The organism is Albidovulum litorale (assembly GCF_025751495.1).
Lineage (GTDB): Bacteria > Pseudomonadota > Alphaproteobacteria > Rhodobacterales > Rhodobacteraceae > Albidovulum > Albidovulum litorale.
Genome location: NZ_JAOWKZ010000003.1, coordinates 343,027 through 355,579 on the forward strand (window position 1 = coordinate 343,027; position 12,553 = coordinate 355,579).

General features: G+C 62.8%; 13 protein-coding genes. 5 read left to right on the top strand and 8 right to left on the bottom strand.

The window, feature by feature from the left end; translation table 11 throughout:
- Window positions 1-4: 4 nt before the first annotated feature.
- From OEZ71_RS12525 to OEZ71_RS12540, 4 genes are read left to right on the top strand one after another with little or no spacing between them, the layout of a single operon-like run.
- The gene (locus OEZ71_RS12525) at window positions 5-1,186 is read left to right on the top strand and encodes a vWA domain-containing protein (RefSeq protein ID WP_263740327.1); all 1,182 of its coding nucleotides are present in this window, start codon (window positions 5-7) and stop codon (window positions 1,184-1,186) included.
- The gene (locus OEZ71_RS12530) at window positions 1,183-1,530 is read left to right on the top strand and encodes a hypothetical protein (RefSeq protein WP_263740328.1); all 348 of its coding nucleotides are present in this window, start codon (window positions 1,183-1,185) and stop codon (window positions 1,528-1,530) included. The genes OEZ71_RS12525 and OEZ71_RS12530 overlap by 4 nt, the downstream gene beginning before the upstream one ends.
- Window positions 1,527-2,120, top strand: coding sequence for a DedA family protein (locus OEZ71_RS12535; RefSeq protein ID WP_263740329.1), 594 nt, complete (start codon window positions 1,527-1,529; stop codon window positions 2,118-2,120). The genes OEZ71_RS12530 and OEZ71_RS12535 overlap by 4 nt, the downstream gene beginning before the upstream one ends.
- Before the next feature lie 42 nt (window positions 2,121-2,162).
- Entirely contained in the window at window positions 2,163-2,858 is a 696-nt protein-coding gene (locus OEZ71_RS12540) for a M48 family metallopeptidase (protein WP_263740330.1), read from the top strand.
- A gap of 42 nt (window positions 2,859-2,900) precedes the next feature.
- On the opposite strand, the gene OEZ71_RS12545 is transcribed toward OEZ71_RS12540, so the two are convergent.
- Window positions 2,901-3,437 carry an NYN domain-containing protein gene (locus OEZ71_RS12545; protein WP_263740331.1) on the bottom strand — a complete coding sequence of 179 codons (537 nt, stop codon included), beginning with the start codon at window positions 3,435-3,437 and terminating at the stop codon, window positions 2,901-2,903.
- A 195-nt stretch (window positions 3,438-3,632) separates the two neighbouring features.
- Entirely contained in the window at window positions 3,633-5,165 is a 1,533-nt protein-coding gene (locus OEZ71_RS12550; protein WP_263740332.1) for a trimethylamine methyltransferase family protein, read from the bottom strand.
- 186 nt (window positions 5,166-5,351) lie between these two features.
- Between OEZ71_RS12550 and OEZ71_RS12555 the strand changes: the two genes are divergently transcribed.
- A complete protein-coding gene (locus OEZ71_RS12555; protein ID WP_263740333.1) occupies window positions 5,352-6,338 on the top strand; it encodes a calcium/sodium antiporter in 987 nt (328 codons plus the stop codon).
- 9 nt (window positions 6,339-6,347) lie between these two features.
- Here the strand turns inward: OEZ71_RS12555 and OEZ71_RS12560 are convergent, their stop codons facing one another.
- The 6 genes from OEZ71_RS12560 to OEZ71_RS12585 all read right to left on the bottom strand — a co-directional run bounded on the left by OEZ71_RS12560 (window position 6,348) and on the right by OEZ71_RS12585 (window position 12,549).
- Window positions 6,348-7,037, bottom strand: coding sequence for an ABC transporter ATP-binding protein (locus OEZ71_RS12560; protein WP_263740334.1), 690 nt, complete (start codon window positions 7,035-7,037; stop codon window positions 6,348-6,350).
- Window positions 7,034-7,783: an ABC transporter ATP-binding protein gene (locus OEZ71_RS12565; RefSeq protein ID WP_263740335.1), complete on the bottom strand. Its 750-nt coding sequence runs from the start codon at window positions 7,781-7,783 to the stop codon at window positions 7,034-7,036. Before OEZ71_RS12565 ends, OEZ71_RS12560 begins: the two co-directional genes overlap by 4 nt.
- Window positions 7,776-8,759: a branched-chain amino acid ABC transporter permease gene (locus OEZ71_RS12570; protein WP_263740336.1), complete on the bottom strand. Its 984-nt coding sequence runs from the start codon at window positions 8,757-8,759 to the stop codon at window positions 7,776-7,778. The genes OEZ71_RS12565 and OEZ71_RS12570 overlap by 8 nt, the downstream gene beginning before the upstream one ends.
- A complete protein-coding gene (locus tag OEZ71_RS12575) occupies window positions 8,756-9,670 on the bottom strand; it encodes a branched-chain amino acid ABC transporter permease (protein WP_263740337.1) in 915 nt (304 codons plus the stop codon). The genes OEZ71_RS12570 and OEZ71_RS12575 overlap by 4 nt, the downstream gene beginning before the upstream one ends.
- Window positions 9,671-9,721: 51 nt before the next feature.
- Window positions 9,722-10,864: an ABC transporter substrate-binding protein gene (locus OEZ71_RS12580; protein ID WP_263740338.1), complete on the bottom strand. Its 1,143-nt coding sequence runs from the start codon at window positions 10,862-10,864 to the stop codon at window positions 9,722-9,724.
- 65 nt (window positions 10,865-10,929) lie between these two features.
- Complete coding sequence (locus tag OEZ71_RS12585) at window positions 10,930-12,549, bottom strand: AMP-binding protein (protein ID WP_263740339.1); 1,620 nt, start codon at window positions 12,547-12,549, stop codon at window positions 10,930-10,932.
- Between the last annotated feature and the right edge of the window lie 4 nt (window positions 12,550-12,553).

Consider the following 12,553-nt stretch of genomic DNA (forward strand, 5'->3'; position numbering starts at 1 on the left):
GCCGATGTTCCTGCGCTTCTTCGAGACCCTGAGGAAGACCGGCGTCCCGGTCACCTTGCGGGAATATCTCAGCTTTCTCGAAGGCATGGCGGCAGGGCTTGTTACCTACGATATCGAGGGTTTCTACTACCTCGCCCGCACGGCGATGGTGAAGGACGAACGCCATCTCGACCGCTTCGACCGCGCTTTTTCTCAAGCGTTCAAAGGACTTGAGATGATCACCGCCGATCAGGTTCTGGAAGCGATCGACCTGCCCGCTGAATGGCTGGAACGGCTGGCCGAGAAGACGCTGAGCGAGGAGGAGAAAGCGCAGATCGAGGCGCTCGGCGGGTTCGAAAAGCTGATGGAGACGCTGAAGAAGCGGCTGGAGGAACAGAAGGGCCGCCATCAGGGCGGATCAAAATGGATTGGCACCGCGGGCACCTCGCCCTTCGGGGCCTATGGCTATAATCCGGAAGGCGTCCGGATCGGCCAGAAGGAAAGCCGCCACCAGCGTGCGGTCAAGGTCTGGGATAGGCGGGATTTCAAGAATCTCGACGATCAGGTTGAGCTTGGCACCCGCAATATCAAGGTTGCGCTGAAGCGGCTCCGCCGCTGGGCGCGGGAAGGTGCCGCCGAGGAACTTGACCTGCCGGAGACAATCCGCGCGACAGCCGAACACGGCTATCTCGACGTCAAGACCCGGCCCGAGCGGCACAATGCGGTCAAGGTGCTGCTGTTTCTCGATGTCGGTGGGTCAATGGACCCCTTCATCAAGGTGGTTGAAGAGCTGTTCAGCGCCGCGCGGGCCGAGTTCAAGCATCTGGAGTACTACTACTTCCACAATTGCCTCTACGAAGGCGTCTGGCGCGACAACCGCCGCCGCTGGGACGCGCAGACGCCCACATGGGAGGTGCTGAGGACCTATGGCGGCGACTACAAGGCGATCTTTGTCGGCGACGCCTCCATGTCGCCCTATGAGATCGCCTATGCCGGTGGCGCCAACGAACACTGGAATGCCGAGGCCGGGCAGGTCTGGCTGACCCGCGCCCGCGAACACTGGCCCGCAAATGTCTGGCTGAACCCACTGCCCGAGCGGCACTGGCAATATACCCAGTCGGTCGGCATGGTCCGACAGATCTTCGACGGCGCCATGTTCCCCCTGACGCTTGACGGGATCGGCCGGGCGATGAAGGCGCTGACGTGACCGCGTTTGGTCACCTCTGGCGTGAACACCGCATCGCGCTTCTGGCCTTTGTTGCAGCCCTCGTATTGGCGGTTTTCTTTGGCCTCAGGCTGATCGTTTTCACGATCTATTGGTCCGATCCGGCGCATCTGAACCAGCATCCCGAAGGATGGATGACGCCGGGCTACATCGCCCGAAGCTGGGATGTGCCGCGCGAAGATCTGCGTGCGGCGCTCGGGCTTGCGACTGAGGATGGTCGGCCCCGCACACTGGCCGAAATCGCCCGTAGCCGGGGCATGCCCCTTCCTGACCTGATCGCCGAGGTCGAGGCGGCGCTGAGGGCGTTGAGGGCCCGGACGGAATGACCGAATGGCTGCTCGCGCTCGTGCCCGAATACGGGGTCTGGCTGCTGTTCGCCATCACCTTCGTGTCCTGTCTCGCGCTGCCTGTGCCATCATCGCTCGCCATGTTGACCGCAGGGGGATTTTCGGCGGCAGGCGACATGGGCCTTCCCACGGTGATGCTTGCGGCGTTGACCGGGGCTGTCGTGGGGGATCAGACCGGATTCGCACTTGGCCGGATCGGCGGGCCTGCTTTTCTTGACCGCGTCGGACGCGGGCCGAAACGTCGTGCCGCGCTCGACCGCGCAAGAGCACTTCTGGCGCGCCGGGGCGGGATCGCCGTCTTTCTCACGCGCTGGCTCTTCAGCCCGGTCGGGCCCTGGGCCAATTTTGCATCGGGCGCGGGTGGGTTGGACTGGGCGCGCTTTACGCTCGCCGGTGTACTGGGCGAAGCGGTCTGGGTCGTGCTCTACACCGGTACAGGCCATGTCTTCGCGGGCAACCTCGTCGCGGCATCCGACATTCTCGGCTCTGCCCTCGGCCTTCTGGGCGCGCTTGCGGCAGCGCTGGGGCTCGGGCTCTGGCTGCGCGCTATGGCGAGGCAGCACGGATAAGGGACTGTTCCCAAACGCGCGCCCAATCCCCATATTGACCCCATGCTCAAGCTTACCCCGATCCTGCTTGCCGTTCTTTATGGCCTCGCCATGTACCGCTTTTCCGTATGGCGGACGAAACGGGAGCTTGATCAGCGTTCATCCGAACTTGCCGATCCCCGGCTTATGGCGCTGACCCGGCGTCTGGCCGAAGCCCTTGGGGTCGCGCGGGTGCCGGTCCATATCTATGAGATCGCCCCGGTGAACGGATTGGCCGCGCCGGACGGGCGCATCTTCATCACCCGTGGCTTTTATCAGAAATACACCGAAGGCGCGGTGACGGCTGAAGAGATGGCGAGCGTCATCGGCCACGAACTGGGCCACGTGGCCCTTGGCCATTCGCGGCGGCGGATGATCGACTTTTCCGGGCAGAACGCGATCCGTGTGGTGCTGGCAACTGTCCTTGGTCGCTTCCTGCCGGGGATTGGCGTCTATCTCGCCGGGTTCCTGACCTCAATGCTGGCCGCGCGGCTGTCGCGTCAAGACGAATACGAGGCGGATGAATATGCCTCAGCCTTGCTGGTGAAGGCAGGAATCGGGACCGGGCCGCAGAAATCCCTGTTTGAGAAACTTGAACACCTGACCGGCATGGCGGGCGGTGCGCCCGCGTGGCTCATGAGCCACCCGAAGACGTCGGAACGAATCGCCGCGATCACCCGGAACGAGTCACGCTGGGGCGTGCCGACGGCAAAGATCTGACGCCGGGGCTGCAGATCAGATCACGACGTCACGGCCCGCAAGCTACGCATCGACGCGGTCGAGCTTCAGCCACAACTCCCCGGATTTGTATCCGCCCCGGATCAAATATCCCGGCTGGTGCAATTCGGGATGTGTCTTTTCCGCGCCGCGAAAGCGACCATTGGTGACAACCCGCGCGCCCAAATGGCGGGCTGCTGCCAGAACCGTTGTTTCCGCCGTTTCGTCTTCGTCAATCACCAACACATTGTCCATCGGGAGGCCCAACAACCGTCCCAGAGCCGCGTTGTCCTGCGGCGCTCCGGTCAAGACTTGCCCGGCATCCGTGTCGAAAACGACACCGGGCGTGTATCCGAGGGCCATTACGTGTCGCACAACTTCGCGCAGGGTCTCCAGTTGCGGTTTCCCGTCCTTCCAACTCATCACATCCGATGCATCCACGACGATCCGTCTATTGTAGGCCCTGCCTGAAGGAGCTGGGTCGGGTTTGACGTTGGGGGTCTTCTCGCGAGTTCTGGCTCGAACCAACAGGTACAGGCTGGCAGCAAGGCTAGGCCCCGCGACGATCACGAGATCGGTCATGCCAGGAAGAGCGTAGGCGGCAATGATGCCGGCCAGAGACAGAAGGAGCAGGAGGAGCGGTGCAATCATAGATCCAGACTACGCTGTCTGCGGCAACTTTCAATGCTGGCGTACATGGATCCAGCCCCAGACACGCGGCATAAAGAGAAAGCCGGAATGTCGTTTGGATTGTCCCTGCAGGGACCTCAATCCGCATCAATCGGGCGGTGGCGCCCCGCCTTCGGCGCTGCGATCAGCAATGAAACGTGTAATACGATGGCCCCGGCCTTCGGATCCGTCGGGCGGCGCAAACTCTGCCAGCACGGTCTGCCAGATCGACGTCGCGCGTTCGGTCGACGTCTGCGCACCTGCCGCTTCCCAACTGCCGTGGTTCGCAAGATCCGCCACGAGCGGACCATAGAACGCGCGATCAAAACGATCCATCGTGTGCTGCGTGGCAAAGAAATGCCCACCGGGCTGGACGTCCGACAGCGCCGCCCAAGCGAGGTCGTCGGGGTTTGAACTGAGCGGGGTGCAAAGCTCGGCGATGATCTGCAACGCCTCTATATCGTTGATGAATTTCTCGTATCCGAAGGTCAGACCACCCTCCAGCCAACCAGCGGAATGAACGGTCAGCGTCGCATTGGCGACAAGGTTAGCCCAAAGGCCCATATGGTTCTCTCCAGCCGCCTGCATGTCGGCCACATTGGATGCTGACCCGGCTGCCGAGCGCCATGGCATTCCGACGTGACGGGCAAGTTGCCCGGTGCCAATGGCCAGCCGGATATGGGTCGGCGTGCCGAAGGCCGGGGCGCCAGATTTCATGTCGACGTTGGACGAAAACCCGCCATAGCTGACCGGTGCGCCGGGTCTTACAAGCTGCGCCAGCGTGATCCCGGCCAGACATTCCGCATGTTGCAGAACCAGCGCCCCTTCGACCGTCACGGGCGCCATGGCCCCGGCAAGGCAGAAAGGTGTGATGATCGACAATTGCCCGGCGCGGGCGAAGTCGATGATCCCCTCGGCCATCGGTTTGTCGAGCTGGCGCGGCGAGTTGGTGTTGATCACCGTCGTCGCCCAAGATCCATCGGTGAAATCGTCCTCTGACAGCCCCATCGCGAGACGGATCATCTCGAAGCTGTCCTCAATCTGCCCCCGTCCCCTCGCATAGACGAAAAGCGGCTTGTCCGAGAGCGTAAGCTGGCCCCGCATCATCGCGTAGTGCCTGAGATGCGCGGGCACGTCCTGTGGTTCAGCCGAGGGGCCGAGCTTGTGGATCACGTCAAAGCTCTGATGCAGCTTCAGCGTCTCTTCGAAGGTCGCCAGATTGCCGGGACGCCGACCGCGGATACGGTCCGTTGCATTGGGGCAGCCGCCCGCAGGCGAGAAGATGAGCGCCCCCTCCTCATAGATCAGCTCGCGTTCGGGGTTGGGCGCGCGCATCCGGATCGACTTCGGCGCGGTGGCGAGCGATGCCGCCACCATGTCGCGGCCAATACGGACCATTTCGGTCCCCTCATCGATGATCGCCCCGCCGGATGCATAGATCGCGCGGGCCTCGGGTAGAAGAACGCGAAGGCCGAGGTCTTCGAGCAGACGCAGCGCCATGTCGTGAATGGCGGCGACGGCATCGTCGGACAACACTTTCTGCGCCGTGAAAGGATGGCGGAGATGCCGGTAGTCCACGTTGCGAACGGGGGGGGCGCCGCGTCGTAAAGCGCGGCCCTTGCGGCGGGATGTCTTGTCCATCGAAGTTCCTTTCGCAGCAAGCCTTTCAGCTTGCCGCCACGCAATCTCGTCCGATTGCGACATGGAAACACCCGCATTCTGGATAAAGAACCGGGGCACGGGGTTTATTTTTTGCGCCCCCTTGCGGATACAGGTACCGCATCAGCATTTCAGGCCGGTCGGGTTCAACGAAACAACAGGGACATCATGCTGACGATTTGGTTGCCGCTTCTTGGCGGTCTGGTTCTTCTTGTTCTTGGCGGCGAGTTTCTGGTCAGGGGCGCCGTGCGCGTCGCCGAACGGTTGGGCGTATCGCCGCTGGTCATCGGCCTGACCCTTGTCGGGTTCGGCACCTCCACGCCCGAACTCGTGACCTCTGTTCGTGCAGCACTCGCCGATGCCCCCGGGATCGCTTACGGCAACATCGTCGGTTCAAATATCGCCAACGTTCTGCTGATAGGTGGCGTGGCGGCGCTCCTCGCCCCGATTTCAGTCGGCTCGGCTGCGCTGAAACGGGATGGCGGTGTCATGATACTGGCCGCGGTCGCGTTCGTCGCGCTCGCGGCAAGCGTTCCCATGACACGCGTCGTCGGGTTTGCCTTCGTGATCGCACTGGCGCTTTACGTCTACGCGTCGTTTCGAATGGAGCGAAACCCGGCGGAAAGTGAGCACGGCGCGGTCTATGAAAAGGCAGCAGCGCTCGAAGCGATTGACCCGGCCGTGGTCCCGGATGGGTCGGACGGAGCCGGGCTCTGGCCGTCGGTCGCGACGGCTCTCGGCGGGCTCGTGCTTGTCGTGCTGGGCGGAGGACTGCTCGTCGATGGGGCTGTCGCGCTGGCACGGTCCATGGCGATCTCCGAGACCGTTATCGGCCTGACAATCGTCGCGGTGGGCACGTCAATGCCGGAACTGGTCACGTCGGTCGTCGCGGCAATCCGCCGCCAATCCGATGTGGCCTTCGGCAATATCGTTGGATCGAACATCTATAACCTTCTGGGCATTGGCGGGATCACGGCGCTGATCGCCCCGACCGAGGTCCCCTCCCAGATCGTCGCGTTCGACAATCCGGTGATGCTGGGTGTTTCCTGCATTCTGATCGGCTTCGCCTTTACCGGCCTCAGCATCACCCGGCGCGAGGGGGCCGCGCTGCTGGCGGGGTACGGGGTCTATCTGTGGTGGATTTGGCCGGCCTGATCCTGGCCGTCAGACACCGAGATGCCGGTTCACCACATCCTCACCCAGCTCGGACATTGGCCCCTGCCACACTGCCTGCCCGCGTTCGAGGATCACGGCACGGTCGGCGACGCTGCCGAGTTCCTTCAGCGACTTGTCGATGACGAGGATCGAAACCCCCTGCCCCTTCAGGGCCCGGATCGCCGTCCAGATTTCCGCGCGCACCACGGGGGCCAATCCCTCGGTCGCCTCGTCGAGGATCAGAAGGCGCGGATTGGTCAGCAGCGCGCGGCCGATGGCCAGCATCTGCTGTTCGCCACCCGACAGCGTCCGCGCCGCCTGCCCCATCCGCTCCCCCAAACGCGGAAAGAGCTCAAGAACGCGCGGCAGCGTCCAGTCGCCCGGCCGGGCGGCAACGGAAAGGTTTTCCGCCACTGTCAGGGGCGCGAAGCAACGCCGCCCCTCCGGCACCAGACCGAGGCCGGCTTGTGCGGCACGGTAGGACGACAACCGCGCAATGTCGCGGCCGTCGAAGAACAGCGTTCCGCCGGTCAGTGGTAGCATCCGCATGATCACCCGCACGGTCGTGGTCTTGCCCATGCCATTCCGGCCCATCAGCGCCAGCACCTCGCCCTCGCGCAGCGCCAGCGTGACGCCGAACAGCGCCTGCACCGCACCGTAACCTGCCGTGACATCAGAGAGGTCAAGAAGCGCGGTCATGCTTCTTCCCCCAGATAGGACCGGCGCACCTCGGGATTTTTTCGGATTTCATCGACCGTACCGGTCGCGATGACCTTGCCGTACACCAGCACGGATATCCGGTCGGCCAAGGCAAAGACCGCATCCATGTCGTGCTCCACCAGAAGAATCGGCGCCTCGGACTTCAGTTCGGCAAGGATCGCCGTCAGGTCATGCGCGCCTTCGGCGCCCATCCCCGCCATCGGCTCATCAAGCAGGAAGGCGCGTGGGCGCATGGCAAGCGCCATGGCGATCTCCAGCCTGCGACGTTCGCCATGGGCCAGATCCGCCGCCTTCACCGTTTCGCGTCCGTCAAGCCCGGAATGCTGGATATGGAACAGTGCGGGAGCGGTGAGGTTGCGGTCTGACAGCGCCGGGCGGATGAAACGGAAGCTTGCACCGGACGCCCCCTGCACGGCCAGCATGACGTTTTGCAGGACGGTAAAGCCGGGGACGACGGAGGAGACCTGAAAACTGCGCGCCAGACCGAGCCGGGCGCGGTCCGCGGGACCGAGATCGTCAATCGCCTGACCCTCAAACGTCACGCTGCCGCTGTCAGGCCGGATTTCCCCCGCGATCTGCTTGATCAGTGTCGATTTACCCGCCCCGTTCGGGCCGATAAGCGCGTGAATTTCCCCGGGACGCAGGTCCAGCGATACGTCGTCGGTCGCCTTTAGCGCGCCAAAGCTCTTCGACAGGTGGCTGAGGGTCAGGATCGGCTCAGGCATTTCCGCGTTTCCCCAGTGCAAGCCCCATCAGGCCCTTGGGTGCGAAGAGAACGATCAGGATCAGCAAAAAGCCTAAAAGTGCCTGCCAATGGTCGCTGATGGGGCCAAGCAGGTATTCCAGCGTGATGAAGACCGCCGCCCCGGCGATCGGCCCTGCCAGCCGTCCGACGCCGCCGAGGATGACGAAGATGATGATCTCTCCCGACATGTGCCAGCTGAGCATCGTGGGACTTACGAAGCGGTTGAGGTCGGCGAAGAGCGCACCCGCCAGACCCGCAACCATGCCGGATAGGACGAAGGCGGTCAGGCGGATGGCAAAGGGCTTGATGCCGGAGGCGATGACACGGGTCTCGTTTTCTTTCGCCGCGCGGAGCGCAAGTCCGAAGCGCGACTGGGTCAGAAGCGCCACAAGGACCATCGTGATCGCGAGCATTGTTGCGCATATGCCAAAGAACTGCAGCGGCGCGAAGGTGTTGGCACCCGGGAAGGTATTTCGAACATAAAACGAGAGGCCATCCTCGCCGCCATAAGTCGGCCATGAAATCGCGAAGTAATAAAGCATCTGGGCAAAGGCCAGCGTGACCATGATGAAATAAACACCCTTGGTGCGCAACGACAGCGCTCCGATGACAAGGGCGGCAAACCCAGCAACGAGGATCGCGAAGGGCCATATCGCCAGCATCTCGTTTGTGCCCATCATCGTGAAGGGGAAGGTCGCAACAGGGGTGGCGCTGGCGGCATGGCTGGCAAGGATCGCGGTCACATATCCGCCAAGCCCGAAGAACGCGGCATGGCCGAATGAGACTAGCCCTCCGTAACCCAAAGCCAAGTTCAGCCCGACGCCCGCCAATCCGAAAATCGCCACCTTGGTGGCCAGCGTCACGATATAGGGATTGCCGGTCAGGTCGGCGATGACCGCTACAGCAATCAGCGCGGCAAAGACCACGAAGTTCGGAAGCGCACCGGTCAGCCTCATGCCCTTGCCCCGTAAAGGCCCGTGGGTCGCCAGATCAGCACCAGCGCCATCAGCACATAGATCAGCATCGAGGCCAGCGCCGATCCGACCGAGGTCGCGGCAGATGCCTCCATGAAGCGGGCGAACAGCCCAGGCAGCAATGCCTTGCCCAGCGTATCGGTCATGCCCACCAGCAGCGCGCCGATCAGCGCCCCCTTGATCGAGCCTATGCCGCCAATGACCACGGTGACAAAGGCAAGGATCAGCACCGGTTCGCCCATGCCCACCTGCACCGACTGGACCGACCCGACAAGCGCCCCGGACAGCCCCGCAAGTGCGGCGCCGAGAGCAAAGACCATCGTATAGAGCTTTGCGATATCGACACCAAGCGCGGCAATCATCTCGCGGTCCGCCTCGCCCGCGCGGATGCGAATACCAAGCCGTGTGCGGGTGATCAGCCAGAAGAGCCCGAGCGCGACCAAGACGCCGATGACGATGATCGCCAGACGGAAAGCGGGATAGATCAGCCCGCCGGGCAAGGTCACCGCGCCAGATAAAACGGGTGGTAGCGAAAGATAGAGGGGAAACGACCCGAAAAGCCAGCGAGTGCCTTCGGAAAAGACAAGGATCAGTGCGAAGGTGGCCAGAACCTGATCGAGATGGTCGCGGGCATAAAGTCGGCGGATCACCACGATCTCGACCAGCGCGCCCAAAGCCGCTGCCGCCGCGAGGCTCGCCGCAAGGCCCAGCCAGAATGACCCCGTGGCCGCCGCCACCGCCGCGCAGGCAAAGGCACCGACCATGTAAAGCGAGCCATGCGCAAGATTGATCAGCCCCATAACGCCAAAGACGAGCGTCAGCCCGGCGGCCATGAGAAACAGCATCATCCCGTATTGCAGGCCGTTCAGGACCTGCTCGGCCAGAAGCAGCATGTCAGGAAATCCCCGAAAGGCGGGCCGGGGTCAGTCCCCGGCCCGAACCCGTCACATCTTGCATTCTGCGGCGTAGGCGTCGCCGCGATCCTCAAGGGCAGTGCCGATGATCTTGTTGGTATAGACATCGCCCTCTTTCACCACTTCGCGGACATAGATGTCCTGGATCGGATGGTGGTTCGGGCCGAAGGCGAAGTCGCCGCGCACGGAGGCGAAATCGGCCGCTTCCAGTGCCGCACGGAACGCATCGGCATCCTTCAAATCGGCCTTCGCCATGGCCGACAGAAGCAGGTTCGCGGTGTCATAGCCCTGGCTGGAATAGAGCGAGGGCAGACGACCATATTCCGCCTGATAAGCCTCGACAAAGGCGGCGTTGGCCGGATTGTCGATATCCTTGTTCCATTGCGAGGTGTTTCTGACGCCAAGTGCCGCGTCGCCGACGGCCTGAAGGATGTTCTGGTCAAACGAAAAGGCCGGGCCGACCAGCGGGATATCGACCCCGGATTCGGCATATTGCTTCATGAAGGCGATGCCCATGCCGCCGGGCAGGAAGAAGAACACGCTGTCTGCGCCCGAGTTGCGGATCTGTGCGATCTCGGCGGCGTAATCGGTCTGACCCAGCTGGGTATAGACCTCACCCGCCGCAGCGCCTTCGTAGAACCGCTTGTAGCCCGCGATCGCGTCGGTACCCGCCGGATAATTCGGCGCCAGCATGAAAGAATTCGCGTAACCCGCTGAATTCGCGTAGGCTCCGGCGGCTTCATGCAGGTTGTCGTTCTGCCAGGCGACGTTGAAATAGTTCTTGTCGCAGCCCGCCCCCGCCAAAGCAGAAGGCCCGGCATTGGGCGACAGGTAGAACTTGCCCTGCGCAACTGCAGCCGGCACGACGGCCATGGCAAGGTTCGACCAGATGATACCGGTCAGCACATCGACCTGATCGGACTGGATCATCTTGTCGGCGATCTGAACGGCGATATCGGGCTTTTGCTGGTCATCCTCGACGATCAGCTCCACATCGCTTGTCCCGGCCATTTTCAACGCCAGCTGGAACCCGTCGCGCACGTCGATGCCAAGACCCGCGCCGCCGCCAGAAAGCGTGGTGATCATGCCGACCTTCACGCCCTCGGCATGGGCCATGCCCGCCGTAAGCGCCAAAGTGGCAAGACCCGCGATCAGTTTTCCCTTCAGTGTCATCATCTTCTCCCTGTTTTCATGTTTTGCCGCATTTCTGCGCGTTTAGCGGGCCACGTCCAGCCCCTTCAGTGTTTTTCCCTAAGCCGGAACCTCTGGATCTTGCCGGTCGCGGTCTTCGGTAGTGCGCCGGTAAAGACGATCCGGCGCGGGTATTTGTAGGGCGCAATCACCTGTTTCACGTGCTCCTGAAGCCTCAGTACCGTCGCCTCATCCGGCCTCACACCTTCTGTCAGAACCACATGAGCCGCAACAATCTGGCCCCGCGCCTCGTCCGGAGTTCCGATCACCGCACATTCCAGCACGTCGTCATGGGCCAGCAGCGCTGCCTCCACCTCGGGACCCGCGATGTTGTAGCCCGAAGATACGATCATGTCGTCGTTGCGCGCTGCGAAGTGGAAATAGCCATCCTCGGTCTGCACGAATGTATCGCCTGTGATGTTCCAGCCGTTTCGGACGTAGTTCCGCTGGCGATCATCGGCGAGGTAGCGGCACCCCGTCGGCCCCTTCACCGCCAGCCGCCCGGGCGTTCCGCGCGGGCATTCGTCGCCACTCTCATCAACCACCCGCGCCTCGTATCCCGCGACCGGCTTGCCGGTTGAGGCCGGGCGGTGGTCGTCGAAACGGTTGGTGAGGAAGATGTGCAGCATCTCGGTCGCACCGATCCCATCGAGCATTGGCTTGCCAGTTTTCGCGATCCATTCGTCATAGACCGGCGCGGGCAGTGTCTCGCCCGCGCTGACAGCGGCGCGCAAGCTGGAGAGGTCCGCCCCCTCTTCCATCGCCTTCAACATCACCCGGTAAGCCGTTGGTGCCGTGAAACAAACTGTCGCCTTGTACTGCTGGATGATGGAGATGAGGTTCGGCGGCGTCGCCTGTTCCAAGAGCGCCGCAGCGGCGCCGAAGCGCAAGGGAAAGACGGCCAGGCCACCCAGCCCGAAGGTAAAGGCGAGGGGCGGAGAGCCGACAAACACATCCTCGGGCACGACCTTCAGCACTTCCCTGGCGTAGCCATCCGCAATGATCATCAGGTCGCGGTGGAAATGCATCGTGGCCTTCGGCTCCCCCGTTGTGCCCGAGGTAAAGCCCAGAAGCGCCACGTCGTCGCGCCCGGTCTGCACCGCCTCAAACCGCACCGGCTTGCCGAGGGCTGCACGATCCAATTCGGCGTCATGGTTCGCGGTGCCGTCAAATCCGATCACCTTTTTCAAAAATCTCGAGCCCTTGGCGCAGGCCACGATCTCATCCATCAACCGGGTGTCGCAGAGCGCAAGCACGACCTCGGCCTTGTCGACGATCTTCGCAAGCTCGCCCGCACGCAGCATGGGCATTGTGTTGACCACGACCGCACCCGCCTTGGTCGCGGCCAGCCAGCAGGCCACCATCGCAGGGTTGTTGGCAGAGCGGATAAGAACGCGATTACCGGGCTTTATGCCATGATCCTCAACCAGAACATGGGCAATGCGGTTCGACCAGTCGGTCAGTTCCTTGTAGGTGCGGATACGGCCATTGCCGATCAGCGCCGTATGATCGCCGAACCCCTTCGCGACCATCGCATCGGTCAGTTCGACAGCGGCGTTCAGATAGTCGGGATAGTCGAAGCCCTCCAGCCGCATCTCGGGCCACTGATCCGCCGGCGGCAGGTTGTCACGGGCGAAGCTGTCGGTATGGGCGCTTGGTCCCAGCATGGTC

Coding starts and splice junctions, on each gene's coding strand:
- OEZ71_RS12585 (WP_263740339.1), bottom strand. CDS start 12,549: ATGCTGGGACCAAGCGCCCATACCGACAGCTTCGCCCGTGACAACCTG.
- OEZ71_RS12580 (WP_263740338.1), bottom strand. CDS start 10,864: ATGACACTGAAGGGAAAACTGATCGCGGGTCTTGCCACTTTGGCGCTT.
- OEZ71_RS12545 (WP_263740331.1), bottom strand. CDS start 3,437: ATGACCGATCTCGTGATCGTCGCGGGGCCTAGCCTTGCTGCCAGCCTG.
- OEZ71_RS12525 (WP_263740327.1), top strand. CDS start 5: ATGTTCCTGCGCTTCTTCGAGACCCTGAGGAAGACCGGCGTCCCGGTC.
- OEZ71_RS12555 (WP_263740333.1), top strand. CDS start 5,352: ATGCTGACGATTTGGTTGCCGCTTCTTGGCGGTCTGGTTCTTCTTGTT.
- OEZ71_RS12560 (WP_263740334.1), bottom strand. CDS start 7,037: ATGACCGCGCTTCTTGACCTCTCTGATGTCACGGCAGGTTACGGTGCG.
- OEZ71_RS12565 (WP_263740335.1), bottom strand. CDS start 7,783: ATGCCTGAGCCGATCCTGACCCTCAGCCACCTGTCGAAGAGCTTTGGC.
- OEZ71_RS12570 (WP_263740336.1), bottom strand. CDS start 8,759: ATGAGGCTGACCGGTGCGCTTCCGAACTTCGTGGTCTTTGCCGCGCTG.
- OEZ71_RS12540 (WP_263740330.1), top strand. CDS start 2,163: ATGCTCAAGCTTACCCCGATCCTGCTTGCCGTTCTTTATGGCCTCGCC.
- OEZ71_RS12535 (WP_263740329.1), top strand. CDS start 1,527: ATGACCGAATGGCTGCTCGCGCTCGTGCCCGAATACGGGGTCTGGCTG.
- OEZ71_RS12550 (WP_263740332.1), bottom strand. CDS start 5,165: ATGGACAAGACATCCCGCCGCAAGGGCCGCGCTTTACGACGCGGCGCC.
- OEZ71_RS12575 (WP_263740337.1), bottom strand. CDS start 9,670: ATGCTGCTTCTGGCCGAGCAGGTCCTGAACGGCCTGCAATACGGGATG.